25 protein-coding genes are annotated in these 26556 nt (G+C 58.8%); 14 read left to right on the forward strand and 11 right to left on the reverse strand.

What is annotated here, in order from left to right; all coding sequences use genetic code 11:
• Positions 1-18: 18 nt before the first annotated feature.
• The 3 genes from ACGHX3_RS19540 (at position 19) to ACGHX3_RS19550 (ending at position 4422) form a co-directional block, all read left to right on the forward strand.
• Positions 19-1086 carry a DUF3150 domain-containing protein gene (locus tag ACGHX3_RS19540; protein WP_394697471.1) on the forward strand — a complete coding sequence of 356 codons (1068 nt, stop codon included), beginning with the start codon at positions 19-21 and terminating at the stop codon, positions 1084-1086.
• 9 nt (positions 1087-1095) lie between these two features.
• Positions 1096-3018, forward strand: coding sequence for a hypothetical protein (locus ACGHX3_RS19545; protein ID WP_394697472.1), 1923 nt, complete (start codon positions 1096-1098; stop codon positions 3016-3018).
• Positions 3019-3282: 264 nt separating this feature from the next.
• A complete protein-coding gene (locus tag ACGHX3_RS19550) occupies positions 3283-4422 on the forward strand; it encodes a toprim domain-containing protein (RefSeq protein WP_394697473.1) in 1140 nt (379 codons plus the stop codon).
• Between the two features lie 92 nt (positions 4423-4514).
• On the opposite strand, the gene ACGHX3_RS19555 is transcribed toward ACGHX3_RS19550, so the two are convergent.
• Positions 4515-4928: a protein-disulfide reductase DsbD N-terminal domain-containing protein gene (locus ACGHX3_RS19555; RefSeq protein ID WP_394697474.1), complete on the reverse strand. Its 414-nt coding sequence runs from the start codon at positions 4926-4928 to the stop codon at positions 4515-4517.
• Between the two features lie 130 nt (positions 4929-5058).
• Between ACGHX3_RS19555 and ACGHX3_RS19560 the strand changes: the two genes are divergently transcribed.
• Entirely contained in the window at positions 5059-7371 is a 2313-nt protein-coding gene (locus ACGHX3_RS19560) for an ATP-dependent helicase (protein ID WP_394697475.1), read from the forward strand.
• A gap of 159 nt (positions 7372-7530) precedes the next feature.
• Entirely contained in the window at positions 7531-8892 is a 1362-nt protein-coding gene (locus ACGHX3_RS19565; protein ID WP_394697476.1) for a hypothetical protein, read from the forward strand.
• 351 nt (positions 8893-9243) lie between these two features.
• On the opposite strand, the gene ACGHX3_RS19570 is transcribed toward ACGHX3_RS19565, so the two are convergent.
• Positions 9244-9534 carry a hypothetical protein gene (locus ACGHX3_RS19570; RefSeq protein ID WP_394697477.1) on the reverse strand — a complete coding sequence of 97 codons (291 nt, stop codon included), beginning with the start codon at positions 9532-9534 and terminating at the stop codon, positions 9244-9246.
• 202 nt (positions 9535-9736) lie between these two features.
• On the opposite strand from ACGHX3_RS19570, the gene ACGHX3_RS19575 reads away from it, so the two are divergent.
• The 6 genes from ACGHX3_RS19575 to ACGHX3_RS19600 all read left to right on the forward strand — a co-directional run bounded on the left by ACGHX3_RS19575 (position 9737) and on the right by ACGHX3_RS19600 (position 13529).
• Positions 9737-10741 (forward strand): hypothetical protein, encoded by a 1005-nt coding sequence (locus tag ACGHX3_RS19575; protein ID WP_394697478.1) that lies wholly within the window; start codon positions 9737-9739, stop codon positions 10739-10741.
• Positions 10742-10744: 3 nt separating this feature from the next.
• Positions 10745-11251 carry a hypothetical protein gene (locus tag ACGHX3_RS19580; RefSeq protein ID WP_394697479.1) on the forward strand — a complete coding sequence of 169 codons (507 nt, stop codon included), beginning with the start codon at positions 10745-10747 and terminating at the stop codon, positions 11249-11251.
• Entirely contained in the window at positions 11251-11766 is a 516-nt protein-coding gene (locus ACGHX3_RS19585; RefSeq protein WP_394697480.1) for an HAD domain-containing protein, read from the forward strand. The genes ACGHX3_RS19580 and ACGHX3_RS19585 overlap by 1 nt, the downstream gene beginning before the upstream one ends.
• Positions 11767-11828: 62 nt before the next feature.
• Positions 11829-12119 carry a hypothetical protein gene (locus ACGHX3_RS19590; RefSeq protein ID WP_394697481.1) on the forward strand — a complete coding sequence of 97 codons (291 nt, stop codon included), beginning with the start codon at positions 11829-11831 and terminating at the stop codon, positions 12117-12119.
• A gap of 52 nt (positions 12120-12171) precedes the next feature.
• Complete coding sequence (locus ACGHX3_RS19595) at positions 12172-12807, forward strand: surface-adhesin E family protein (protein WP_394697482.1); 636 nt, start codon at positions 12172-12174, stop codon at positions 12805-12807.
• An 11-nt stretch (positions 12808-12818) separates the two neighbouring features.
• Positions 12819-13529 carry a hypothetical protein gene (locus tag ACGHX3_RS19600; RefSeq protein WP_394697483.1) on the forward strand — a complete coding sequence of 237 codons (711 nt, stop codon included), beginning with the start codon at positions 12819-12821 and terminating at the stop codon, positions 13527-13529.
• A 10-nt stretch (positions 13530-13539) separates the two neighbouring features.
• Here ACGHX3_RS19600 and ACGHX3_RS19605 read toward each other — a convergent pair whose 3' ends face one another.
• From ACGHX3_RS19605 to ACGHX3_RS19615, 3 genes are all read right to left on the reverse strand, one after another.
• Complete coding sequence (locus tag ACGHX3_RS19605; protein WP_394697484.1) at positions 13540-14787, reverse strand: Y-family DNA polymerase; 1248 nt, start codon at positions 14785-14787, stop codon at positions 13540-13542.
• Positions 14787-15563, reverse strand: coding sequence for an endonuclease (locus ACGHX3_RS19610; RefSeq protein WP_394697485.1), 777 nt, complete (start codon positions 15561-15563; stop codon positions 14787-14789). Before ACGHX3_RS19610 ends, ACGHX3_RS19605 begins: the two co-directional genes overlap by 1 nt.
• Positions 15564-15626: 63 nt before the next feature.
• The gene (locus tag ACGHX3_RS19615) at positions 15627-16088 is read right to left on the reverse strand and encodes a LexA family protein (protein WP_394697486.1); all 462 of its coding nucleotides are present in this window, start codon (positions 16086-16088) and stop codon (positions 15627-15629) included.
• 446 nt (positions 16089-16534) lie between these two features.
• Here ACGHX3_RS19615 and ACGHX3_RS19620 point away from each other — a divergent pair, with 446 nt between their 5' ends.
• The 3 genes from ACGHX3_RS19620 (at position 16535) to ACGHX3_RS19630 (ending at position 18596) form a co-directional block, all read left to right on the forward strand.
• Complete coding sequence (locus tag ACGHX3_RS19620) at positions 16535-16708, forward strand: hypothetical protein (protein ID WP_394697487.1); 174 nt, start codon at positions 16535-16537, stop codon at positions 16706-16708.
• A gap of 354 nt (positions 16709-17062) precedes the next feature.
• Complete coding sequence (locus tag ACGHX3_RS19625) at positions 17063-18040, forward strand: SOS response-associated peptidase family protein (RefSeq protein ID WP_394697488.1); 978 nt, start codon at positions 17063-17065, stop codon at positions 18038-18040.
• Between the two features lie 106 nt (positions 18041-18146).
• The gene (locus ACGHX3_RS19630) at positions 18147-18596 is read left to right on the forward strand and encodes a hypothetical protein (RefSeq protein ID WP_394697489.1); all 450 of its coding nucleotides are present in this window, start codon (positions 18147-18149) and stop codon (positions 18594-18596) included.
• Here ACGHX3_RS19630 and ACGHX3_RS19635 read toward each other — a convergent pair.
• The 6 genes from ACGHX3_RS19635 to ACGHX3_RS19660 form a co-directional block, all read right to left on the reverse strand.
• Positions 18562-19221: a 3'-5' exonuclease gene (locus ACGHX3_RS19635; RefSeq protein ID WP_394697551.1), complete on the reverse strand. Its 660-nt coding sequence runs from the start codon at positions 19219-19221 to the stop codon at positions 18562-18564. The two genes, ACGHX3_RS19630 and ACGHX3_RS19635, sit on opposite strands and share 35 nt — an antisense overlap.
• 8 nt (positions 19222-19229) lie before the next feature.
• On the reverse strand, positions 19230-20273 hold the full coding sequence (locus ACGHX3_RS19640; protein WP_394697490.1) for a hypothetical protein: 1044 nt from the start codon (positions 20271-20273) through the stop codon (positions 19230-19232).
• A 263-nt stretch (positions 20274-20536) separates the two neighbouring features.
• Positions 20537-21142 (reverse strand): hypothetical protein, encoded by a 606-nt coding sequence (locus ACGHX3_RS19645; RefSeq protein WP_394697491.1) that lies wholly within the window; start codon positions 21140-21142, stop codon positions 20537-20539.
• 131 nt (positions 21143-21273) lie between these two features.
• Entirely contained in the window at positions 21274-21891 is a 618-nt protein-coding gene (locus tag ACGHX3_RS19650) for a glyoxalase superfamily protein (protein WP_394697492.1), read from the reverse strand.
• Between the two features lie 156 nt (positions 21892-22047).
• Positions 22048-22383 carry a hypothetical protein gene (locus ACGHX3_RS19655; protein ID WP_394697493.1) on the reverse strand — a complete coding sequence of 112 codons (336 nt, stop codon included), beginning with the start codon at positions 22381-22383 and terminating at the stop codon, positions 22048-22050.
• 137 nt (positions 22384-22520) lie between these two features.
• Positions 22521-25943, reverse strand: a complete 3423-nt coding sequence (locus tag ACGHX3_RS19660) for a DEAD/DEAH box helicase (protein WP_394697494.1) — start codon at positions 25941-25943, stop codon at positions 22521-22523.
• Positions 25944-26556 lie beyond the last annotated feature (613 nt).

Consider the following 26556-nt stretch of genomic DNA (forward strand, 5'->3'; position numbering starts at 1 on the left):
CGCACCCGGAAGATACACATGACCATCTCTATCAAAGACTCACCCATTGGCAAGCTCGTAATGTTCTCGCCCCAGGTTTCGATCTGGTCTGGAACACTCAAGATTGACCGCAATCTGGACTACAAGGACATTGCTTCAACCCTTCCGCCGCAGCAGTTCGCTTCGGACGGGCGCAAGAACCTTGTTGACCAGAAGCACTTGGCAGGGCCCCGGAAAGTTCGCAAGCGCATCGAGCGCTTGTTGAAGACCCAGGGATTTACCCTGATCGGTGACTGTGTGGCAGTCAATGAGGACCGTGCAGCTACGGTCCTCAAAGAGCTTCCCAAGCTTGAGGATGACTTCAACTCTGAGGTCGAAAAGTTCATCCAGAATCTCCAATCTGCGTACGAAAAGCAGGTTGAGAAAGCACCCCCCGAGTGGAAGGCCCTCCTGAAGGAGGGACGCATGACCGAAGACGAAGTGCGAAAGCGCTTTTCGTTCAAGGTCGGCGTTTTCAAGATCACTGCCCCGGCGGACGATGACTCCGATCCCATCAATGCTCACTTTGCAAACACCATCATGGTGAATGCGACGCCGAGGCTGATGGAGGAAGTGGCATCTGAAGCGAGGGAGATCTATTTCACCTCGTTCATGGTTCCTGTCGACCCCAGCAAGCCGAAAGGCAAGCGCAGGTTCAGGGAATCGATCACGCAAGCGAACGTCAAGCAGGTTGTGAAGCTTGTCGAGAAGCTGGGTGATTACGCTTTCTTGGATGTCCGCGTTTTCCCAACCGTTTCGTCCCTCCGCGTCATTCTCTCCAATCTGCCGTCAACTGGTCCGCTCAACGCACAGCAAACCAGCACCGTTACCACCGTGCTGCGTCAGCTGATGGACCCGGAGACCACACTGGGTATCGGCGAGGCATTCGCTGCCAACCCCGATGCTCACCAGCCCATCCCGCAACCAGCCCAAACGAACCTGTTCGCAGGTACGCCGGCTGTCCAGCCTGAAGCGCAATCCGACCTTCCCTCAGTTGATGCCGCCGTTATCGGGGCCCAGCAGAGCCTGTCGCAGAGCCGCCGCAAGCTGTTCTCTCAAACCCTCTAAGGTCACTCCATGAACAAGGATCAATGCAGGACCATCCTGCGCACCGCCCTCACGGGCGGTGCGTTGGATCCGAAGAACGCAGTCCGCTCCGCAATGGCGACTCTTGGCGGCATGCCAATCGCCCTGACGGGACTGGCAAGTGCTACAGGTTGCCGCGTCAGTGTTGTTTACGGCGCAAGTGACTGCGGTTCCACTGACGGCAAGGTCATCAAGCTGATGAACCTGCCGATTCCGGCGGACAAGAGCGACATCGACACGTTGGTGCTGATGACGTCTCTTGCCTACGGTCTCGGGTACCACGAACTGGGCCACGTTTCTGAATCTGATTTCAAGGTTCTGAAGCAGCTCAAGGACGTGACGCCCCTGGTGGACTCACTGTTCCGGATCATTGAAGACGTTCGCATGGAGAATGCGTTCATCGGAAAGTGGCCGAACACTCGAAAGTATCTCGACAGTCTGACCCAATCGCTCTACCTGACGGACCGGTACACCCATGTGGCGGCGGAAGCCAGCCCCATGGAAGCACTGACCGGCTACCTGCTGTATCGGCTCTACTGCGACTATCGCGGTGATGTCGGTACGAAGGAGCTGGCCTTGGAAGCTCACGCGGTTTGTGAGTCGAAGTTCTCCAAGGGGTTCATGACGCGCCTGGACGCACTGCTCCCTCAGCTGGACCAGCTCGCCAACACTGCAGACTCACTGACCATGGCCAAGAACATCGCCGGGTTCATCGAGAAGGCAAAGGACGAGATGGAACAGCAGCAGTCCAACCAGCCTCAGCAACCCTCCGGGGACGCAGGGCAGGACGGACAGCAGGGACAGGACGGACAGGGCTCTCAGGACGGCCAAGGCGACTCGGACGGCTCTGGTGACAACCAGGGTCAGAAGGGCGCTCAGGACGCTCCGCAGGCTGCTGCTGATGGATCTGGTGACAGCCAGGGCCAGAAGGGCAAGAGCGATGCAGGAAACGCCGGGGGTTCGCCTCCGGACGGCTCCGGCGACGCGGCAGGTAGCGGTGACAATCCTGCGGTGGCGGCCCTCCAGTCAATTCTCGACCCGTCCAATACGGACAAGCGGGCAGGGGAGCGATCGGACGCCATCAGGGAGGCACTGCAGCAAGTCGTCAACCAGGTTGCCCCGCGTTCCAACGGGCAGCTGAAGATGGACAGCCCTGCGATGCACGTCAACGTGGCCAGCGTCACGACTGCGATCAACACCCATACCAACGACGATTGCGATCTGGGTGCGGCTCTGGCCGTTACCAGCCCACTTCGGCGCTCTTTCCGACGCAACATGGAGGCCGCATCAACGGCCGAAGTGAGCATCCATCGGAAGGGACGTCGTATGTCTGCCTCACACATCCATCGTGTGGCGGCCGGCGACAGCAGGGTGTTCAAATCAGTCTCGGAAGAGATCGAGCTGGATACCGCGGTTGTTCTGGGTATTGATGCGTCGTATTCCATGAAGGGCGACAAGATCAAGCTGACGTGCGAAGCGGTATATGCGTCGGCCGTGGCCTTGGAAGGCATCGAAGGTGTCACTTGTGGCGCTTTCACCTTCCCGCTCAACACCATCGTCCTGCCGTTCGGCCGCAAGGCCAAGCATGTGCCTGGCCAGTTCCAGCTGCATGCCTCCGGCAGCACACCAATGGACGATGGGGTCTACCTCGGCATCAGGATGCTCCAAGCGCAGCGCAAGCCGCGCAAGGTGATGATCCTGACCACCGATGGTGAACCCAATAGTGATCGAGTGGAGTCCACCAAGGCAGCTGTTGAGTACGCCTTGAGCCAGGGCATCGAAGTGGCAGTGATGGGCACCTATGGTGCGACGAACATCTGCAATTTCGAGAACTGGGTTGATCTGCACGACATCTCGCAACTTCCTTCAGTGGTAACGCAACTGTTCGGTCGCAAGCATCTCAAAGCGGCCTAACGCAGGATTCCCCCGACCAGCCTCGCGCTGGTTGGGGGATCTCCTGGCCTGGGAGAGTCCATGGGCAAGCCGTCAGCTTGCCGATGCACTTTCTGAGGCATGCCTCACGAACGGGACTCGGCCCGCCAATTCCGATCTATTTCCATCTCACGCACCACCTCATCTCGCCCATCTCCGGGCATTCCAACTAGCTCTCCTCCATGCCATGCATCAACGGCATGTAGATGCTGCTCATCCATTGAACCCGTGTAACAAGGAACCGACATGAACCGCATTCGCACACCAGAAGAAGAACAGGCATACCGTCAGAAGCAACAGGCCGAAACCAGGCAGCTCAACGAAGCATTGAAGGGCCGCTGGGACCAGGTACTGCTGGGATTGATCCCTGGTCTTGATCTGGCGGTGGAAAGGGGTCATCAGCATCACATCACCTGTCCGTTTCACGGCGGCGCCAACGATTTCCGGATTTTTCAGGACTTCGCTGACACCGGCGGCGCCATTTGCTCCTGTGGCAAGTGGCAGGATGGTTGGGCTCTGCTGATGCACGCCCGTCGCTGCGGTTTCGGGGAAGCCAAGAAGATGCTTGTAGAGGCTCTTGGTGGTCGCTTTGATGCGTCGAACCTCCCGGTTCGGTACGTCAAGGTGAAGGATCCTGAAGAGATCGCACGGAAGGATGCCTTCAACAAGAAGATCGTTTCGCAGATCTGGGGTGAAGCACTGCCTCTGTCCGATGAACGATCCTTCCCGGTTCGTCGCTGGTTTTTCAATCGCCAGCTCCACGAAGTCCGGGGACCCCTCACCGCTGTCCGTTGCCATCCGGCTCTGGACTACTTCACTGAACGTAAGGTGGTGCATACGGGTCCGGCGATGGTGTGCATGATGACGGACGTCAATGGCCGTACTTGTGGCTTGCACCGCACCTGGATCACCGATGATGGACACAAGGCTAACGTTGAATCCGTTCGCCGACTGACATCCTCGATCTCCACCCATCCCATTGAAGGCAGTGCCGTCAAGTTCGACACCGATCGCCACCCCGTCCTGATGGTCGGCGAAGGCATCGAGTCGTCCTTGGCCGCCCGCGCCATCGCTGGGTTCCCCACCTGGTCAGCGATCAACCAGAACCAGATGACCAAACTGGTCATACCGGACTACGTTGAAGCCGTGATTGTCTGGGCGGACCGTGATCAGAACGATGTTGGCCAGAGTGCCGCATTTGAACTGGTTTCCCGTCTGCGTAAGGCCGGCAAGAGGGCTGTCTGTGTCATTCCCCCGTTCTCTATCCCTGCAGGGGAGAAGACGGTGGACTGGAACGATGTGCTCAGGTCCATCGGACTGGAGGAGGCCCGCAAGCTTCCTGCAGTGCTGCAGGTCCTCGAACCTCTGAGGGCGTCGCTGAACTGACAATGCCAACATGATCCCAGTGCCGTCACGGACTGGGATCTTCATTCCACACAACGAAAACCCCGGTCATGCCGGGGTTTTTTTATGCCTGCTCAACGGGTCGAGAGCGTTCGGATCTCGGGCGGATAACACACCTGGTCCTTCAGGCACCCTTGCATCTTCAGTCGCAACTGGACGCCCATTTCAGGGGTGGTGGCTGCGCCGCGGACAACAACGCGGCTTCCGGAGTCGAGCACTTCCTCCGCGCCTGTGATCGGATCATCGATCACTTTGGTGCCGCCGACCTGATAGCCGGTCACTTGAAAACCTTGCGTGTCGACGATCGACAATCGCTTTCGGTAAAGGTAGTAGCCCGGCGGGATCTGGAATGAGATCACCAGCGTGTTGCCGTCATAGGCAGTGAGCTGGGGTCGGAATGCCTGGGCGGCGGGCAGGGGCTCTGCGTAGCCCGCTACGGCTCCAGGTGCGGCCATCAGCAGGCCCAGTAGAACGGCAATTCGCTTCATCGTGGGTGAGGTCGATTCGGGACAGCCAAGGTAGCAACGCGGGCTAATGACCAGAAGCGGGTTTGGGGGTGGTTTCAAATGCCCCCCAAGCCGGCTGGGGAGCTATCCCAAAGTCCAGTAGCCTTGGCGTATGAGCCGACGATTCACGGATGAGCAGATTGCAGTGGCCAACCACCAGGTTGGGCATGCCCTTGTGTCGGCCGTCGCCGGCGCCGGCAAGACGACGACGCTGGTCGAACGGTGTCGGCGCCTGATCGCCTCGGGGATCCCCGAAAGCCAGATCCTGATCCTGCAGTACAACAAGGAAGCGCAGCTGGACTTCTCCGGTCGGCTCGCCAAGCGACTTGGCCACTCAGCGATCCCGGACGTGAAGACCTACCACTCCTTCTGCCTGGCCATGTGGAAGGAGCTGGAGCGCCTCGGCCACGTCGCCCCAACGCGCCAGCCGAAAGACTCGTCCAGCATGGAAGCCACCATGCTGCAGCAGGCGCTGAGAACTCAGGCGGGGAAGGGGGTCTACGTCTCGCAAGAGCAGTTCGAGATGCTGAATGCACTCAAGACCCTGACCAAGAGCGGTTTCGATGCTCCCGGTGCGGTCTACGACCGCACAGACATGCCCTATGAGGCACGTGCACTGATCGTTGGCGCCTACATCCGCTTCGAGAGCGATCGGATTCGCCAGCGTCTGCGCTTCTTCGACGATCAGATCTACGACACCGCCGTCACACTGAAAGACAATCCCGAGCTCTGGAGCCTGTTCCGCGGCCGCTACCAGCAGATTCAGGTCGACGAGTTTCAGGACATCTCGGAAGTCCAGATGAGCATTCTGGAGGGCATTACGGGTCCGGAAACGTCGGTCGTTGTCGTTGGCGATGCCGACCAGGCCATCTATTCCTGGCGTGGGGCCAGGGTCCAATACATTACTCAGGAGTTCGCAGCACGCTTCACGCCCTGCAAGCGCTACGTCATGTCGCGCACCTTCCGTTTCGGCGATGAGCTTGCGCTGTTCGCCAATCATCTCGTCGTCAACAACAAGATTCGCGATGACAAGCTCAGCATCGCCGAGGACGGAAACCCGAGCACACTCGTTGAGCTGACCCATCCGGTCAGGGGCAGGAACCCGTTCATCATCAACCTGCTGAAGGAGCGCCAGGCCAACGGCTCGCTCTCCGATGCAGCGATCCTGTGTCGAAACTACTCCCACGCCGTCCCTCTCCAGATGGAGATGCTGATGGCTGACATCCCATTCTTTGTGTACGGCAGGGAAGGGACCTTGTACAACCCTGAGATCGGTTGTCTCGTTGGCGCGATGGCGATGGCCGCCGACCATTGGCCGTTCATGACCAAGAGCATCCCGCGCTTCATCCAGGCCATGATGGTCGCGCCCACCGTCTTCGTCTCCAATAAGGTGACGCAGATGCTCACCGTCTATGCCATGGAGATCTTCGAGGATCAGGGTTCGCGTGAAGTGGGCAAGGGCATGCTAGATGCGGTTAACAAGATCGGCTCTATCGTGCCGGCACAGGAGCTGGAGCGACTGAAGACGGGTCTGCCCAAGCTGCGCGATCGCGCGAGCTTCATGGAGATGCTCTGCCGGGGCAGCATGAGCGCTATGCGCCCGGGCGAGGTGATCGACACCTATATCCAGTTCACCGGCCTGACGGATTCGCTATTGAAGCACTCGCGCACCCGTGAGGACGGTGAGGAGCGCGTCCGCAATGTACAGGCGATGCGTGCCGCTGCTGAGGGGTTTGAGACGCTGACCGAGTTCCTGGACGAGCTGGGGCCCCTTGCCGCGCATGAGAAGGACAAGCCGCCCAAGTACCCGCATGTGCGGATCCAGTCGATCCACTCCAGCAAGGGTGCCGAGTTCCCGACGGTAATCCTGCCCAGCTGGAACGCCGGCGTTGTCCCTGCCAACTCGCCCCTCGACGCTGAGGAGGAGCGGCGCTTGGCATACGTTGCCGTGACCCGCGCCCAGCACCACCTGATCATCCAGCACGCCGAAGATCCGCTACTGTCCGCGTGGGTGGACCAGTACGAGGACTTCCCTCAGGCCAGCGATGGTGTTCGCAAGGCTAGTCCGTACCTGTTCGAGGGCGAACTGGGCATCTCGATGCGCGTGGCCGAGGCAGTCCGCGATGGTGTGCAGGACCGTATTACGCTGCGCAACCCCCGCGTGGCCCAGCGCTACCTGAAAGAGAAGGGCATGGCCGATCTGATCCAGATCGAGACCCTGCCGCACCTCGCGGCACTCAGCGCCGGCACCCCACTCACTGATGTCTCGATGCTTAAGCCCGGGGTACACGTGTGGAGTCGAGACCGTGGAACCTGCGAAGTGATCAGTCGCGTGGGAACCTCTGCGGCATTCCACATCCGATTGCCGGATGGGACCACGACATACGAAGTGCTCACCGAAGGCGGTACCTGGATGGTGCTGTAGCTCAGCCCGAGACGCATTTACGTTCTCCCCCAAACTCGTTTTTGGGTGGCTGTCTTCGCTGGTAGAAATGAAGTGAACAGCGGTTCCTTTCACTGATCGCAGCCTGTGCGATTCGATGCTGAAAGGATGTGCTGGGATACTTTTGCCAGGGAAAAGCACATGAGCAACCTCGTCCGCCCGCAAGTCTTCAACAGCCTCTTGGAGAAGGTCGGTCTCCAGCAGCTCGATCCCGGCGAGATCTCCACTCTCGTCTCCAGCATCGGGCCGCAGATCATCCAAAGCATCGTGGCAGGCCTGCAGCAGAATGACCCGACTGCGGTCAACCATGCCCGCGCGTTCTCTCTGACACTCAAGCTGCATGCTCGCATCCGCACGCTGATCTCCAACACCATCTCGGTGCCGGACGTGTACGCCACCTGCAAGAAGCAGACGCCGAAGCTGGTAGGTGACCTGCTGACCAGTGCTGAGAAAGGTGATGCCAACGCAACGGAGTTCCTGAAGGAACACCTGCGTGATGGTGTCCGCGCGATTCGCGAGATTGGTTTGCCCGCCATCATGGGTCAGGCGGGTGCCCCTGCATCGAATGGACAGCAGCAGGACCGTCGACCGCCGCAGCAGAACGGCAACGGCATCAACTCCATGCCGCCACCGGAAGACGACTTCGAGCCGACGGCGCGGCAGGCGCCGGCACAGCAGCAGTCCCGCCAGCAGCCCCAGCAGGAGCGCCCGTCGCAGGGTGGCCAGCAGCGGCAGGAAGGGCGCCAGGGCGACCAGCAGCAGCGTCCGGCTCCCCAGCAGCACCAGCAGCGGCCCCAGCAGGCACCCCCGCCGCAGAACCGCGGCCAGAGCCAGCAGGCGCGGGACTATCAGGAGCGTCGCGTCGTGGACCACCCCACTCGCGGCCGCCCGCAGCAGGACAACGGCAATGGTCCGCGTGTGCCGGAAGAGTCGCGTTACGACCAGAAGGCGTGCTTTGGCAAGGACACCGCGATCCAGTTCGAGCGGTGCGTCAACAACCAGAACACGAACTACACGATCAACATCGCGATCGCCAAGGCAACCGGTCAGTCCACCCGCGGCGGCATGAACTGGGACGGCAAGATCACCCTGATGTGCGTGCCCAAGGAAGTGCAGCTCATCACTGCGGTCCTGCGCGGCTTCATTCCCAAGGCCCGCTTTGCTGGCCATGGCGCGAACAACGAAAAGTGGATCGAGGTCGAGGAGACCTCGGAACAGTACGCCGGCGCCGTCCGCTTCACCATCGCGCAGGGCAAGGAGATCCGGAAGGTCAATGTCGGCCCCGACGACATCGGCGAGGTGCTGGCCATGTTCTACAGGACCTGCAAGGACCAGCTGAAGGAGAAGGACGGCTATCTGGTCGACCAGGCTATCCGCCGGGCCGCGGATCTGCACACCAAGTCGCAGGCCGCCAAGGAAAGCCGTGGTGCCGGCCAGCGCCCGCAGGGTGACAACCGTCAGCAGAGCTACGGCAACGGCCAGCAGCAGCGCCGTATGGGCTAAGGAAACGGCCGGGGAAAGGACGCCCCGGCCTACTTAGCGTCCTCGCCTCGATCCTTGTCCACCCAGAAGCGTCGTGCAACCCACGTGGCGAGGGCGATTCCGATAGCCCACATCACCCAGTTATCAGGCCGACCGCGGCCGGCGAAAGCTAGCAGCAAGGACCACTGCGCAAACAGAGCCAGGTTGAAAATGCCTGCCCCATGCCATTTCCGACCTTCGGTTCCCGAGAATGGGCAATGGCGCTGATAGAGCTCGGAGATCCACCAGCTCGTCGCCAATGCACCCAAGATTCCAACCACATACCAGAGGCTTGGAGCGTTCACCGGTGCGCCTCGGCCTGGTCAGCCTCGATCACCATCGGAACTCTCCCTCAGTGCCATCAGGGAAGGGCTCAGGGTCGGGAGAATCGCCAATCTGTTCGCCTTCGCTCCAGCGAGGATCAGAGGGCAGGGGATAGGAGCCAGCGACATCGTGCCGTTCCCACCAGCCGCCAAACAGAGCGGCCACTTCTTCGGCCACGAACAGCCCCCAGCCCTCGCCGTCACGCCGGACATGAACATCTTCACGATGCTCCATCGCCAGCGTCTGAGCCCAGCCGGTGGCCGCACCATAGTTCGGGAAGTGTCCGATTCGTCGATCCATCACGCCCCCAGCAGCGCCTCAGCTGCAGCGCAGCGGGTTCACTGCGCGAGCCGATCATAGGTCGCGTTTGTACCCACCAACAACACCTCGCCGTCGGCCGCCGCACAGCTTCCTGCAGTGCCCCTCTGAATAGGCGGGCAACCCCAGTTACCAGGCTGCCGGCAGGCCAACAGAATTGGCAGACCTTCCACATCCCGCCCGTATGCGTCCCAACCAGGTCATCCGTCAGCGAATCAAGCACCCCCTCCTGATCCAGCGTCGGGGGCGCAACAGGTCACCTGCGGCGCCGGCGCCGGCGCCTGAAGAACTACCCCAGATCCCCGAATCCGTCGTTCTGGACCTACAGCGTCTGGACGAGTCGGTTGATGCCCTGGATCGGATATTCCTGAGCATCCTGTCGGCGATCGAGCGCCAGGCCCGGGATGCCATCTCGGTCAACGAGAACCTGTCGGAGGTCTTCGCCCAGGGCGTGTCCACGGCCAATGGCACGCCGGTACTGGACTGGAGCGCCGAGCGGGCCGTTGCCCCCCATGACGCTTACCGACAGCTCGCCGAGCGCCTGATGAAGGCCCTGATGCCGATCCTGGACCCCTCAGGCTCGCTCAGCACCGTCCCGTACCACGACCTGATCGAATGGCCGGACATGCCAACCGGCGGTCGGTCAAACGAGCGTCTACTTGCGACACTCGACTACGCGCGTACCCGCAGCCTGCGCACGTTCTTCGAGGAGGTGAAGGCACGCTTCCAGCCGGAGAAGGTGCCAGCCAATGCCGCCAAGCTGGCCACAACGGATCTTCTGGCAGGGTTCTGCATCGAACAGCCAGACCTGATCGTGCTGCCGGTCAAACGACACTCTGGCGCGGCGCAATTCACCTTCCGCCTACACAAGTCGCCTCTGGCGATGCACATCAGCCGCCAGAACCTCAACATCATCATGCGCGTCAACGCCGCGATCGCGACGCTGGCACGACTGGAAGGCCGCCACAAGCTCGCCAGCACACTCAATGAGGGCAGCGCGAGCATGCTGCTCAAGCTCCAGGCAAGGCAGTACCAGTACTCCGACCAGGACCGCCATCACTTCGCAGATGACCTGATCATCGTGATCAGGCCGGATCACCTGCAGTACCACATGCCGGAATCGCTCTGCGAGCTGATCCTCAAGGCGTTCCGCACCAATGCTTCTAGCATCCTCCTCATGCAGTCATAGCCCATGAACAAGATCCTTCTGATCCTGTCGGTCATCTTTCTCGCCGGCTGCAATTCCACCTACGAGAGCTACGATGACCTGGTGGGTAAGCTCGCTCTTTCCGATGGTCACAGTCAGTGCGTTTCCACGAACCTGGCACCACTGCTGAACGGGGCAAGGGTCGTGGAGGTGATCCCGCTGTCGCGGGACTGCACACCAACCGAAAAGGCCTCCTCGGCGATCTCTGGCAGCACGCAGACGTGTCCGCGGCCCGTCACCGCAGTTCACTTCGAGCGCCTATCAAACAAGGCGCTGACGGACTCGCTGGACCAGGATGGATGGGTTACCGATCTCGGCCCCACGCGCATCGCCAAGAACACTCAGGGTGGCTTCTCCGTGTTCCTCCCCAAGCAAGATGTGACCGACGTCTTGGATGCCGTTGAATGCAACCTGTTCGAGCGCAGAATCAGGTCTGGACTAGCAACGCATCTGGCCTATGCTGCCGCGCTGAAGGAGAAAGGGCTTCGTTGATGTTGTCGTGGCTACGTAGTGTTGTGCGGGATCGAAAGCAGGTTTCAGATCAACCACCGGCGTCGACGTGGCCCGGGCCTCGACCTGGCTCCAGCATTCTCTTCCTCGACTTCGATGGCGTGATGCACCCAGCAGAGTCAGGGTCCTTCACGAACCTGCCTCACCTTCTGCGTGTTTTGGAGTCGTGCCCCCATGTCGACCTGGTGCTGAGCACGAACTGGCGCATCAACGCCACACGCGATCAGCTTCTTTCCCATTTCCCCCCGTCCATCCACTCACGAATCGCCGGGGTGACCCCGGTTCTAGGTGATGGAGTAAGTGAGCGCCAACGCGAATGCGAAGCCTACTTGGCAGGCGTCCACATTCGACATGCCGTCGCGCTCGATGACGATGCCTCCCTGTTTGACCGGGGCTCGACCATCTTGATGCTGCTGGATCGCTACGTCGGCCTCGATGCAGCGCAGGCCACCTCGCTGATCTACCGCCTTTCCTCGCGAACACTGCAGGAAGCCTGAGCCCCAGAGTCGGGGCATCGCCAGACACCAAGCTTGGAATCTCCAAGTGAACGGATGTGGCGATGGCAGTCACCCTCGGATCAATCTGCAATGTACGCGGCCTCCCGGGTCGTTGGGTGGTAGAAGAATTCAGGCCGTACAAGGGCGCTGCACTGGCAGATACGCCCTATGTCCTGCGCACGCTCGACACTGTGATGCTGGACGCCCAGAACCGCGTCTGGCCCGAAACGGCCGTTGCTGCGCACGACCAGCGCTTCCTGTGGACCGCCGTGGCCTCCGACAAGATCGCCGTCATCGCACGACAAAAGAGGATGCGCCGCTGCTGCAGCCCCAATTCTGGCGAAGTAGAATAGCCAAAAGACCCGGCAGGGGTGCCGGAGTCTAGAACTGAATCAGGGGACTAGAATGCTGCTTCGCATCGCGCTTGTTGGGCTGACGCTTGTCGCTTCATGTGCCTTTCCAGTGGCCGCTCAACCGGCAAAGAAGGCATCGAGTAGATCGGACCAACTCACCTACAATCCCCTCCTTAGTACAGGTCATGTTGCAATTGAGTGGGAAAAGGTGAAGGAGTCGTTCCCCGAGGATCAGCGGAGGAGCGAGTACATAGGAAGGATTTTTACGCGCTTGCCGCGCGAGCAAGACGAATCATTTGCGTATCGCGCATATTTTTACTTCCAGGCTGAAAAGAAGTTGTCGTCTGCTTTGGCAGCGTACCGTGTCTTCGACAACAACGGTTATGGCTCGTCTCATCGCTGGATACTTGTTGGCGAATCCAAAGGCGACAAGTTCTACTACGCTGACATGCGTACGGCTGTAGAGGGTGAGAAACCTACTCTGTGGATTAATGAATTTCAGCGTGGGGTCCTGTTGAGCGCGAACAGGATGGAGTTCCAGTGCTCAAGTAGAGAATCCAGGTCCGTCACCTATACCGAGTACAGGGCCGACGGCACGTCCTCAGGAACTTCCTCTACGCCAACGGCCTTCGCTCCTGTGATTCCAGGCTCTATTGCGGAGTCATTCATTGAGTTCAGCTGCGGCTGACCGGTGTCGCTATGAGAACCTTCCTGCGCATACTTATCGCATCTTGTTTCGCAGCCGCACACTTCATGGCGGGCGCGGCGCCGGTCCAGATCGGGAAGAAGACCATCGAGATCCCGACGCCACAAGGATACGGGCGTGTGCCGGCGGACATGACTGAGCTGCTGAGCTTGTTGGACTCCTTTACGCCACCCAACAATCAGTCCCTCGCGCTGTTCCTTTCGGAGCAAGATCTCGCCGTGGCCATGACCGGCGAGGTCCCCGATATGACCAGGCGATTCGTCGTACAAGTTCCAAAGGTGGCCATCGACTATAACTTCACCCAAGCGGACTTCGAGGTATTGAAGGCTAAGGCAAGGGCCGATCTGGAGCGGACAATGGCGAACATCAAGCCGCGAGTGGACGGCTTGATGGATCAGGCCAGCAGCGAACTGTCGGGCAAGTTAGGTTCTCAGGTGGAGGTCGGTCTGGAGAGTCTGGTCCCACTTCCGATTCATCACGAAACGCCCAACAGCTTGTCGATGTCTGTCCTGTCACGCTACAGCGTAGGCATCAAGGACGGCGAGTCAGTCACTGAGGTCGCCGCCGGCACCCTGAACTTCATCCGCGTAAAGAACACGATGTTCATGCTGCTTCTGTACGGGTCGAAGGATGATCTTGAATGGACTCGCGAGCAGTCCAAGTCATGGATCCAGGCGGTCACGGCCGCCAACATGGCCCCATAAGGGACACCAGTCAGCACAGGACCTTGGGCAGGTCACTGAGGCGCGTGGTGTAGCAGGGGGACAGATTCCTCTGCTTCATGCGCCAAGGGGCGTCCTGGCGAGCATGGGCCGCGGCGAACTTCACCGTGCTGCGGCCGAAGCGCTTGTTGATGCTATCCAAAGTGGACATGAGGATTTCATCGCCGACTGTAGGCGGCGAGAACAGGTCCGCCTGCAGGGCATCAGGTCGCGCGAGATCGAACAGCATCACGCCAGCTTTCTTGTAGGCGTAGCCAGGCTTCGCAATCCCTTCCACCATGCGCCGCGCAAGGGCCAGCACCAGACGCGTGTCTGACGTGGCCACTGGGAAGGTGAAGCTGCAGCTGGGGTGGTGCTGGCGCTGGTCCGGCCGGAAGACATCCGTGGCCAGGTGCACCTGCATCGCGCCGGCCACCAAGCCGCCCTTACGCGCCTTCTCGCACGCGCGGGATGCGAACGTGGCCACCGCTTCGTGCACCTGATCTAGGTCCGTCACCCGCTCACCGAAGCTGCGGCTGACCATGATCGACTTGCGATCTGGATCTTCCGACTCAATGCCTGCGCACGGACGTCCCTGCAGCTCACGCTGAGTCCTCAGCAGAACCACGCCGAAGGTCTCCCCGATCTGATCTGGGGGCGCATCGCGCAGATCCCGGGCGGTACGAATTCCCATTGCCTGCAGGCGCGGCGCCCAGCGGCGACCAACGCCCCACACATCGCCGACTTCCAGCCTCGCCAACGCTTCGTCGTGTGTGGATGGATCGCTTAGATCAACAACCACGGCACCTGACTTAGCCAGCTTGTTGCCTGCCTTTGCAAGTGTTTTCGAGGGGCCGAGTCCGCAGCAGCTATTTGTTCCCAAGTAGCGTTTGACCCGTTCTACAAGCTGTAATGCAAATGCTCTCCGATCACGAATGCCATCTGCGAGGAAGAACTGCTCGTCAACCGAGTAGCGTTCGACGCGTGGTGCCGCTTCCTGCACAATGCGATAGAAGCGATCAGACATAGAACCATAAAGCTCAAAGTTCGCAGAGCGAATCACCAGCTGTTTGCGTACTTCCGGCGGGATCTCATGCACGGGCTGAGCCATGCCAATGCCTAATGCTTTGGCTTCCTTACTGCGTGCAATAACCGCGCCATCGTTAACCGAGCATACGATGATTGGCTTGCCGCGAATGGACGGATCGAACACGCTCTCAAAGGCGCAATATGCACTGTCGATGTCGATCAAAGCGAACATCACGCCAACTCCATAGTCTGCACATTGCCTGGTGTAACCAGCAGCGGCGCAAGTAGACGGTATCCATCCAGATCGAAGCGGGCAGGGCGGTTGGCCAGCTTCGCTGCCGCCGCCGGCGTCGCCGCGCTGCCCAAGTAGCACCACTCTCTCACCACGTGGATTCGCGACATGCGTCCTTCGCGCTCCACCACACCCAACGCGCCCCGGTACGGCCATCGCTTCATGCGCAGCGAACCTAAAGCGGAACTGGCTCGCTGCTGGTGGCCATAGGCGTCATCCGCACCGGCGCATGCGCCCGCGCATCGGCGGATCTGGTGACGGAAGCAGGGACGGCCGGCAGTACCAGGCTCCAAACCCAGCGTGACCAGGCACAGACGGTGCAAGTCTGCCAGCTCCTCGATCGCACGCCGGGCGGCCGGTGCTGTGCGGAACAGGCCATGCACACCCGCCTGCTCCGAGAATGCTTCGTCGGCGCTCGACACAACCGTCACCCGACCCTCGGCCAACCGGAGCGAATACAGAGTCTTCACCTGGCGCAGGCGCCGGTTGTAGATGGGCTTGAGCCGCTTTACCAAGTGGCTTTCCAGCAGCTGGGCGCCAACGTCGCCGGCAGTGCGCTGAAACGTGATCCTGCGAGCCTGGTGGAGCATTCGAGCCTCCTCCGGCGTACGCAGGTGGTCCAACACCCGTGTACGCAGGCAGACGCTCTTGCCCACGTAAAGGGGCAGGGGGCCATCCTCACCATGAAAGACGTACACCCCGGCGGCCTTGGGCATAGCCTCAGCGTCGCCGCGGAGGTGATCGGGGTATCGGTAGGGAGTGGCTGCAGAACGCATAGATCAGCCGCGGCGGACGACCCGGGCCACGCTGCGCACACAGAAGCACTCCACCTCGACTCCTTCGGGGACTTCGATCGGCTTGTGGTGTGGATTGCGGGAATCAAGAATGATGCGATCGCCATCGAGCCGCAGGCGCTTGCAGATCGGCGCCTGGCCCATGAACGTTGCAACGACGAGATCGCCGCTGCGGGGGTTCAGCGATCGATCGACCAAGAGAAAGTCGCCGTCCAGAACACCGTCCATGATCATTGAGTTGCCGGCCGCACGGTACAAGAACGAGGCCAGCGGATTCGGCACCAAGATCTCTCCGAGATCCACCTCGCTCGCACTGAAATCTGCCGTCGGCAATGGGAAGCCTGCCTCTGCCGTGACGTCTGTAGACGGCAAGGGTAGTGAAGCCGGGAAAGCACCGGTGGCAGGGCCGTGATAGGTGGCGACAGTTGTCGTTTCGGGGTCGTACATGGCGGCGAAGGGTGAACAAGGACCATCTCACCTGTCGAGATTGGACAGGCCGGCCGGGTCGGGGAGCATACGCTCGAGCCCGGCCCTACGTATGAACTGGCGGGCCGGACCGGGGTGAGTACACTGGTCGGATGAACCGCGGACCGGACCGAGACCCCGAGGAGGCTGCCAACGACGCGGCCTATCACCCGGCCGATACCAATGGTATGACCTGGGAAGAGGCCCGCGAGTACATCCTCCCGCCGGCGCCGAACGCCCGGGTGCTGCCATTTCGCCCCAAGATCCCCAACCCTGAATCTTGACCTGGAAACCAAGGATGAACCCCAATAGGCTCGCCCTGATCGCAGTGCTGCTGCTCCCATCCATCGCTGCCCCAGACGCCGGCGCCCAAGCGCGCCAACAACTGGTCGACCAGGCCGCAAGGTTCAAGTCGGACCCGGCGGCAGATGCGGCTGCTGCCACGGCTACAGAAGCTCAAGCCGCTGCTGATGCGGCTGCGGCCGCCGGCGAGACTGAAGATGCGGCTGCCGCTGCTTGGGCAGCTGCTGCAGCGGCCGAAGCCGCTGTTGCGGAGGCGATTGCAGCGGATCCTTATCAAGATGGTGGGTACCAATCGTTAGAACGAGCCGTCGAGATTTACAAGTCGCGGGGGAGTAGGACATCCGAACGCTGGTTGCGCCTGCTTCAAGGCAGTGACGGTACCTGGTGGAGCATTGATCTGAGAACAATATCTGTCGAAGGGAGCACGCGGACACTCTGGAACAGTACAAGCCTGAAAAGTGGTGGTTCCCGGAGAGCACGCGACAAGTTCAATTGCACTACAGGCACATATCAGACCGTTCAGATCATTGAGTACGATGCAGACGGGGTAACCAATGGTGGTGTCCCCGTAACAGCCCCGCCGCGACTTCCTGCGCCAGACACACTGGCCGAAGGAATTCTTGAGTGGGCTTGTGCAAGGTAGGTGATAAGCCATGTGCTACAGCGTCGAAACAGCTAGTTCGTACGTCGCCTATGTAGAGCGCTACGGAGCGCATCTGTCTCTTGCGGAGTTCGCAAAGCTCGTCAACAAGACGCGTCGAACAGGCGATCTGTACCTCACGCCAACCATGGAAACTGCGATTCTGGATGATCCAAATCCAGAGCTCGCCGACATCCAAGAGGAACTGCGGCACGCACGCACCGAGCGACTGGGCAGGATGGAGATGAGCCTTGGCGAGCTTCGCGAACGGCTGAAGGCGGCCGAAGCCAAGCTAGTAAGACGGGAGACCAAGGCAGCACTCAACGAGAGGCGAATCGCGACCAACAAGATCGCTTCGACGGAAGGGAAGATCGCGGGCTTGCTGGAAGTGCCAGGGAAAGAGAAGGGTAGCGGATACGCACGCATCTACTCAGGGAACTACGCACCCGTGATGTGCGTGGTCGATGGCGAGAAGACAGTGCTCCCGATGCGGTATCTCTGTCGTCCACCAGGTGTGCCCGCTGAGTTCGACCAGACCTACCCTGGTGCCTACAATGCGCGGCTCGACAAACTGATCAAGCCTGGCGGGTATTGGAAAGCACTCTTCAGGAAGCAGCACGCAGTGATCGTGGCTCGAGCCTTCCACGAATTCGCCAGCGCCGGCGACTACAAGCTTGCCGCACTGGATCTCCCACAAGATAAAAGCATCAAACTCAAGTTCATCCCTGAGCCAAAGCAGGAGATGCTGATTCCCTGCATCTGGTCTCGATGGAAGGGCGCCGGCGGCGAGGAGCTGCTTTCATTCGCAGTGATCACTAACGATCCGCCTCCTGAGGTGGCAGTAACCGGACACGATCGATGCCCCCTGCAGCTCAAGCCGGAGAACGTCGACGCGTGGCTCTATCCGGAAGGCAAGACGGTAAATGAGTTGGTCGCGATCCTGACGGACAAGCCTGACGTCCACTACCGGCACGAACTCGAAGCCGACTAGTCGAGCCGACCTGGGGCCCTGCACCATTGCCCAGATTGACCCTCTCACTGCATCATTGGTCCACCAACAGGGGGACAGAATAGTGAGCGGAAGAGCAGGGACTGCATTGGTTGTAGGGCTGATTGTGGGCGGAGCTGGCGGATACCTCACCGCAGCATCTCAGGTCACCGCTGCGAAAGCAGAGACCAAGGAAGCCCGCGACTATCAGTCGGACTTCGCGATGGAAAATTCCAAGCTTGCCAGCGAGAAAAGGATGCTGGAAGAGCGAATGAAGCGAATGGAAAACAACAGCTATGATCGCCAGGCGATCAACAGTTGCATGATGGTCTCCTCCATTCTCAGTAGCGCTACAGACGCTCACTTAACCGGTCGAATGCTTTCTTCTATCGAGAAGGGCACGATGATGCAGTACATGTCATCTGCGATCGTTGCTACCCATGGAAAGAGTAGGCAGGCGGCGATGATCGATCTCATTGATGAAAGGCAGAAGATCGACAACGAGTGCCTTGACAGAGCCAGGATCAAGGCCGATCCGATGGCACTAGGTGGGCAATAGCAGACTGAAGTAGCTCAGGGTGCAGCCGCTGGATCCCATCGAACACAGACCAAGACGCGAACGCGTCGTTTGCCGCATAGATCAGTTGGGATGGCTTGAGAGGGCGAGCGCTCCAATTGGACAGCTGGGTGGTCTTCGACTTGCCTAGCCGCCTCCCGAGCACCACTGCCACAGCGGCCTGCAGCCCGACTCGCTGCCGATAGCCGAGCCTCCGCACAACTGGCGCAAGATCGAGTGCCCCTTTCAGCTTGATCCCGTACCTACCGTAGATCGGGCGGCGATCGTTGGCCACCCCGAATCCGACTTTGAGGATGCGGTCGGACTCCAGAAGGGGAGCAAGTAGCTGCCTTGTCCATGCCCCTTCAGCGGGAATGCAGAATGCCAGGTCTGCCGTCGCCAGCTGGATCACGTCAGGACCCGTTCTTACGTCGCCGGCGACAAAGGTAGGCCTGGTCTCTGTGTCAAAGCCAAGTGCGCTTGCCTGCAGAAGGGTCTGCAGGGCACAGGCAGCATCGTTCTCGCTACCCACCCACTGGATCCTGTCCAGCTCGAGGCCTGCAAAGGGCGGCAGCCCCGCCAAGAACTCCTTGGTGGGATGATCTAGTTTGGGACTACGAACGGCCACGGCCTGACTCAAGGCGACGCGCCAGTTGCCTTCGCCCGCACCCAGACAGTGCCGCGGCCGTGACCTGAAGTAGTCAGCTTGCCCTCACCGCGAAGAGCCTTAAGGCAATCGGCTATGGCTACTTTGCTTGCCTCAGGGTGTGCATCACGAACCTGGGCCACCTGGAAGCGTTCCGGCAGGACGTACATCACCGTGTGGCGGATCTCGCTGACAACACCACCAGTAAAGCCGCGGTCAGAGTTCTGATTGAGAAGCGATCCTTGCTCAAGTTTCTCCTCTTCAACACCATGATACTTAGCGGCTACGGCGCCGAAATACTCAGTTGCCCAAACTTGGGCGTTCTTTCGGTTGCCTGCGTAGGTGATCCTCAGACTCGGGTGCTTCGCTGCAATGTCCGCCAACGCGCGTGTGCATCGGGTTGCAGACATCGGCTTCACCTTCTCGGGATTGAAGAAGTCCGCCAGAGAGGCTTCGATCACAACCTCTGCACCGGGGAAAGTCGTCAACTCGGCAAGATGGGTGTGATATGCCTCAAGTGAATTGAGGTTAGCAAGCATGTTCTGAAGGGTCTTGCGCTCGATGACCGCAACGATCCGCTCTTGGACGCATAGTGCATAGTCGCCCGCCGGCAGCTCCCGCCGAATGACATGAGCGGCGTTGATCTTCCAGGGATACTTCTCACGCGAGTCAATCACTATTTCGCTCACAAAGCGCAAGGGCTTTGGCTGAAGGTAGGAGCTACTTCGGTGTGCCTTGATGCCACTCTCGGTGCGGAAGAACACCTGTTCGCGGCCGTTCTTCTTCAAAAAGAGAAAGCTGCAGCGCTTCTGTCGCTTTCGATCAAGAACTACGTGGACAGTGATTGCCTTGGGCCCCGCCTTCTTCTGAATGTCGACAATGCGACACTCCTCGACCAGCTCGGTTCTTTCGCCGTCCTTGAGCACCTCCGAACGCATCGCATAGAGGTTGCTGCCAGGCGCTGGCCACGGCCCAGCACACCGCAACTGGATCTCACCGCCCGTGACGGAATGCACAGTGATCAGGTAGGGCAAGGTGCTCTGCTTACCCTCATCCCGAATTACCCGATCAATTCGCCATGTACCTGGTTGCATGCGACCACCTCGACTGGTCAAGCCATCCTCTGGAGGAGGAACGTAGTATGTGCCCTCCAGCGGAAGGCATATCCACCGGTGCCCACGTGGCCGGCTACGGCACACAGTTCAATTGGCGTCGGTGCCCAACTGGCTGGCCGTATGCACCATGCTGCGCCTCAGGCGAATGGGGCCGTAGGCAGAGCCCATTTCCTCTTCACGCTTCATTTCATTTCCTTCCGCTGCTGCGCGGCTATAAAGGCGTTTGCCAATGCAGTCGGCGCGCTGGCGCGCTGCGGCCTGTTCGACTTCATAGCCTTCCCCATATCTTTCTCAGGCTGACTCTTCACAGTAGTCCCTGTGCCCTTGCCTTTGACAAGGACCTTCCCACGAACCGGGGCGCCAGGCAGAGGATCACGGCGCGGCGACGCAATGGCGAGCGACTTGATGTCGACATCCTTGCCGGTTCTTCTCCAATGATTCTCCCGCGCAACAAAGAGCTTTTGCCGGCAGATGCGGCATGCATCAAGATCGTTGGCCGGATTTCTGATAGCTGCTGCTTTTCGTAAGCAGTACATCCCACAAGCGCACCTGACAGACCAGCTCTTGGGCTGCAGCGACAACCCCAGCACGGTCATCCTGCCGAACTTGTACCCGACCAGGCCCCGCAATTCGGCGGGGATATGATTGATGGGGCGAAGCTCATGAGGATGATTCTGTTCACTATGCGGCGTTGGCTTCAGCTTGGGCTCGTAGTGCAATCCAGGTTGGATCACACGCTCGGCCGTTCGATTTACTGGCGTCATCCCGCTGCTGTAGATCTTGGCCATACTTATCACTCCCCCCTTCGTGTGATACCGATCTCCACTCCCTGCACGCCGGCGCACTTGTCGCCAGCCCCCATCTTCCAACGAAACGGGGACGGGGCAGGGTTTAACCAGCGGAAAGCGCCAGTCACTGCTTAGTCTGCCCTAGAAAAGTGCTGATCCATCCAGGTACGGACTTCCTCCTGCGAGACAGAACGCAGCAGGAACAACATTTCCCAATCCGGCCTTTGTGGCATCCGTACTAAGTGGACGCCCGGAGCGTCATCAACATAGACCATGGGCCGTTCGCGTCTCAATCGCCATGACGCCAGCTTGGACCTTGCCAGCTCCAAGGCTTCATCCTCGCTCTTCGCGACTCCGTAAGAAGTACTGCGATCGTGAGCGCCGCCGTCGAGGCAACGCACGCGTAAGCTGCCATCGGCTTGACGGATCGCATAGGGTCTATCCCACCATTCGTCCAACTGGCGCGCAGACCGGAAGTCGTTGGCGGTTGAGTCGAACCCTCGCGGTAGCTTCGGATCTATGGGCAGGAACGTGGGAAGCGCGGGAAGGCGGGGATCGGTGGTGTAGGGCGCCGGCTGCGCTGCCGATGCACTGGTGAGCCCTGAGATGACGGCGTGCCAGTTCGCAAAGCCGGCCTCCCTAGCCAACTGTTCAAGGGCGGTCGAGTGGGAGACGGAATCTTGTTTCGCGCGAGCCTTAGCTTCGCGCTTGAGACGGGCAACAAGCGTCTTGGAAGGTGCAGGGCACATCGAAGCCTCCGGTGATCAACGACAGCCCACTTGTCGCCATCGGGGTTCGATTGGCAGGGTTGAAACACCGTCGCGTCGAGACACGTTCGCCAGTGTGGGCGGCAGGCGCCGGGAAGCGCCTGCGCGAGTTTAAACACAGGTCAGGCCAATTCTCAATCAGGAGGCTTCTTTTGCCTCGGTATGCGCCCGCACAGCCTCTGCAAGCTCACTGATCGAGGAGGAGATGTCGGTGGCCAAGTCAGAGAACGGGTTTCCGAACCGACCGGGGTCGCAGGTAAGTGCGATGCTTGCAGACGTCAGGTCTTCGTCCGGAATGCTTCCGCGAAGCAGCTCTCGGCAAATCAAGAATGAAGCCACATCCAGCTGGGCGGTCGTAACCATGGCGCTGTTGGCCTGGCTAAGACGGTTGTCGAACGTGGTCTGTTCTCGCACGACGTCCAGGCGAGCATTGAGGTCGGCGTTCTGTTCGGGGGTAGGGGCATTCGTTGTCATCAATCATCCTGTTGAGTTGGGGAAGCCAAGGAAGTAGGACTGAGACCGATCAGTAAATCGGTGTGCCCAATTGGCCACTCAATCATGGCTGTCGCCGGCACCCAGCCCAAGCTAGGTTGGGGGAGGATTGATCGTTGCTAGTTGCGAACGTTAGGTTCAAATTCCAGAAGGTAGAGATAGTCATCAAGCGTACTCGCCTTCATGAGCCTCGGATCTGGGGCTGGAGCGCCGTCCAGGATCGCCTGCTGCATCTCCCGGTGTCGGTCTAGCAACACCATCGCGCCCTCCTCAAGTGTGCCCGAAGCGATGAGGTGGAAGACCTCGATGTCCTCTTTGGAGATGAATCGAAGCGCACGATCCGCCATCTGATCGTCTTCATCCGCATCAATCCACGGATCGGTAATGATGACACGCGTTGCTTGAGGTAGATCCAAACCCTTTCCGCCATAGCCCGACAGAACGAGAACTCGGCTATGCCCATCAATGAACAACTGCTTCTCTTTGTTCCGCTGAGAGGCGTTAGACCCCTTGAACACGCTCGTTGGAATTCCTTGCTTACGCAGGATTTCAGCAATGCTGTCGACAAAGGTGTTGTTGTGACTAAAGACGAGGACTTGACGTCCATCATCGACAAACTCTCCCACCATGTCCCTCAGAGCCTCGCCCTTACTGGAAAGCTGCCGGACGTTACCAGGGGTAGCAGTGATGGCTCGCAACCTTTCCAGCATGTTGCTCAGCTTGAAACGGATCTGCGGGGTCGGAACTTCAGCATCGCGTAGCTGTTGCAAATCCTCCAGAACACGCGCCTTAGCCTGTGTGTAGGCCTCCGCTTGGCGCGGCTCCATCGTCACAACCTGCTGTATAAGCTGCTTGTTAGGTGTTCCGCTGGGACTGTCCTTAGACCGCCTAATGAAAATTGGCGCCATGGCCTTCCGTAGACGATCAAGGAATGCAGGGTCTTCTTCGATATGCGCCTTGTACCGTCGCGTGAAGCCGGTATAGCTGCCGAGAAACCCGGGCACCGCGAGATTGATGCCAGACCAAATATCAGCAACATTCCTTGTCAAGGGTGTGCCGTTGATCGAGACGACGCTTGCGCCCTCAATTGAATTGATGACGCCCCATGTCTTTGTGCTTTTGTTTTTCAGCCGCTTAGCTTCATCCGCAAAAATGAAGCCAGGGTCCAAAGACCTGAATAGCTCCTCGTTGCGTGGAACCATCCCGTATGTAGTCACAACAACGTCCTGTTCACGTAGAACATCGACATCTGGCTTCCTGAGTCCGTGGAAGACGCTCCATTTCAAGCCCTTTGCGTGCTCACCCAGGTGCTTGCCAGTCCAATGATCGAGCTCACGAAGTTCCATAAGGATGAGGGCTGGCCCTTTCTTAAGGCCCTTCCTTATCTTTCGTGTCTCAGCGACAGCTCCTAGCACTTGAAATGTCTTTCCTGCTCCACGCTCATCCGCCAGAACGCCGCCAAGTCGGTTCTTGTATAGAGCAACTAGCCAATTCACCCCTGCGGCTTGATTCGGTGAGAACGTTATGCCATTGATGCCTTTAATTTCGCGTTCATCACCAACTGTCTGCGCGTCTAGAAGCTCCTTTACGACTGTTCGCGCACGCTCAATCTCCGCTCCAGATTCGAGTAGCTCTTCATCTAGTGTTGCGAGCCTCAAGAGTGCTCCACTGGAGAGAACCAAAGACGATCCAACCCGAGTTGCATGATCGAGAAGGATGCTTGCCTTGGATAGGCATTCTTGAAGTGAGTGGTTATCTACAAACGCATACACCCCTTTGCTGATCCCTAGCAGCAGGACACCCTCGGGCAGTCGCCGGCCGTAGCGGTCACTCCAAAGCTTATGTGCGAGTCGATCTTGCAGGAAGTGACTGTTGTGAAGGCCAGCAATTTCAACCTTCTCGTCACCACCACGACAGTCGATTACTAGCTCATACTTATCAGAACCATTCGTTTGCTTCTTGACAGCGGCATTGAAGGTGAGGGCTAGAGGTCCCTTCGAGTCAACCAATCTAGTGTTGACCCCATTCGGCGTCGCAAACCAATCCCAACCTTCATCAAGCGAGATCGCCAGATAGACATCTTCAATGGAGGCGCCGATAGGTGCTTGCAGCACAAAGGCACCTTCAATGTCGCTTAGCCTTATGAAGCCAAGAAGGTTAAGGCTCTCAACCAATGTACTGTGGTCAGTATTGATATGGTACCGATTCCAGTTGTTTCCTTCCTTGTGCTCAAGGTGTCCATTCTTGATGTCCACCGACACAGGGGTTGATCCTGCGTAGCGCTCTATAACGACGAAGACACCGCTTATTGGCGTCTGTATGCCTGGGCGATTGATTGATGTCTCTACCCTACCAACAAGGGTTGTGGGAACGTCAGTAATGATTCTTTCGGCGAGAGGAAGTGGTAAATAGCTAGTCCCTAGGACAGGATGGTGCTTCCAATGCGCAGTCACATTTTTTGATTGCTCCGCATCAATGCTAGGCACACGCTCCATCAAGTCGACAACATGCCTTGGAATCGAGGGCTGCGTTATGGTATTCGCATGCGGACAGAAGACAGGTCCGTCAGGAAATAGCCAATCCTTTGGCTCGTTCATCAAACATACAAGCGTTTGTGAATCGTCGTCATTCGGATGCCAGCGGTACATCGCTTCAGCAGCCCGGTTGTAGTAGACCAACTGTCCCCTTGAGTTGAGTAGACGTTCCTGCTTGGCGAACTGGGTCAAATGAAATGCATCGCCAAAGCTTTCAATACGACGACCTGAGCCGTCGTTCTCGGCAGGCATAGAGTCGTACTTCGCATACCACTCAAGCTCACATTCTGGTGCATTGAGTGGGATCGCCTCTGCCAGAAATAGCCTGTTGTCTTTGGTAAGAATCCGCAGTGAAACAACTGTTTTACTCTGTCCTTCCCCGAGCCTTGAGCGCTGCACGTTACTGAGCTGTAGTACTAGCTTGGAGCCTTCTTGCCACCCCGAGCCAGTATCAAAGACCTTCGCGAGCGTGAGATACGAGCCAACAGATGACGCTCTATCGTGCGCAGACAGGTAATCAGGAATTTCCCTAACGTCGTGATCATCCCAACCCCAGTCGTCAGAGCTATACAGCCCAACAAAAGGCTCAACTGTGCTCTCTGGGGTCAGCAGATGCTGAAGAGAAGCTAGGGTTTTAAGTGCGTGGGGGCAGATCCTGAACTGGATTGAGCAGTACTGGCACAATGAGACGAGTTGAACAGTTCCGCTCGAATCGAATCGCCTCCTGAATGCGATGATCTTGATGCTAGCAGCGCTTTCATCGGCTACCTCTACGACGACAAGCCATGGTGCACTTTGCAGCACAGAAGTAAAATGGCCGCTTATTTCCTTGCAGCCATAAACAATGACGTTCTCATTTGGAGCTGCACTTACACCGGATCTCGCGACCTCTTTAGCAAAGCGCTGAAGAGCAGCTGTTAGAGTTTCATCAAGTGCAGCAACAGCGCCGTCAAGTTCACTCGGATGAAGGTTCGTGAGCATGTGGCTCTGGATGAAGGCGCGGGTCAATCCCCTCTCGATGTTATCCCTAAATCTGATGACAATCTATTGGGGAACGTCTTAGTGCGCCACTGACACGATATGCCTTGTTTGAAGGGGTTTTTGATCCACTCTCACTTATTCGTGGTTTTTCTCTTGTGGTACCAGACGGGACTGGGGAGGACGTTGGAGGACGTTCGAGGACGTGGGCCCACCTCCGGATCCTGTTCTTGGTGTTACGCGACCATTGAATCCACCGGCGCCCCGAACATTGCAATCTGGGGAAGCATGAGTAGGTGCCATTGAAATTTGGGGCTAGATGAGTGCATACCGTTGAAAAGTGGGGACGCATGAGTGCGGCGAATGGGGCGGGTTGGTGCGGATCGTCCAGGATAGGGACTTCAATGGCACGAAAGTAGGGCCAACCTAGCTAGAGACTCTTCAAATCATGATTGACCATGGGCTCTACCTTATGGCGGACCCCTGGAATGGCAAGCTCACCCAGCTCGATGAAGATGAATTTTAGGCTTGATCGGGCCCCGCACGATAGGTACGAAGGCGAGGACGCCGGCAAGTACTTCACGTTCCAAGTGATGGTGGGTTCAGTGTCAGGATTCCGGGACAGCACGATTCGTGTTACTAC

Source organism: Pseudoxanthomonas japonensis (genome assembly GCF_043632995.1).
Taxonomy (GTDB): Bacteria; Pseudomonadota; Gammaproteobacteria; order Xanthomonadales; family Xanthomonadaceae; genus Pseudoxanthomonas_A; species Pseudoxanthomonas_A japonensis.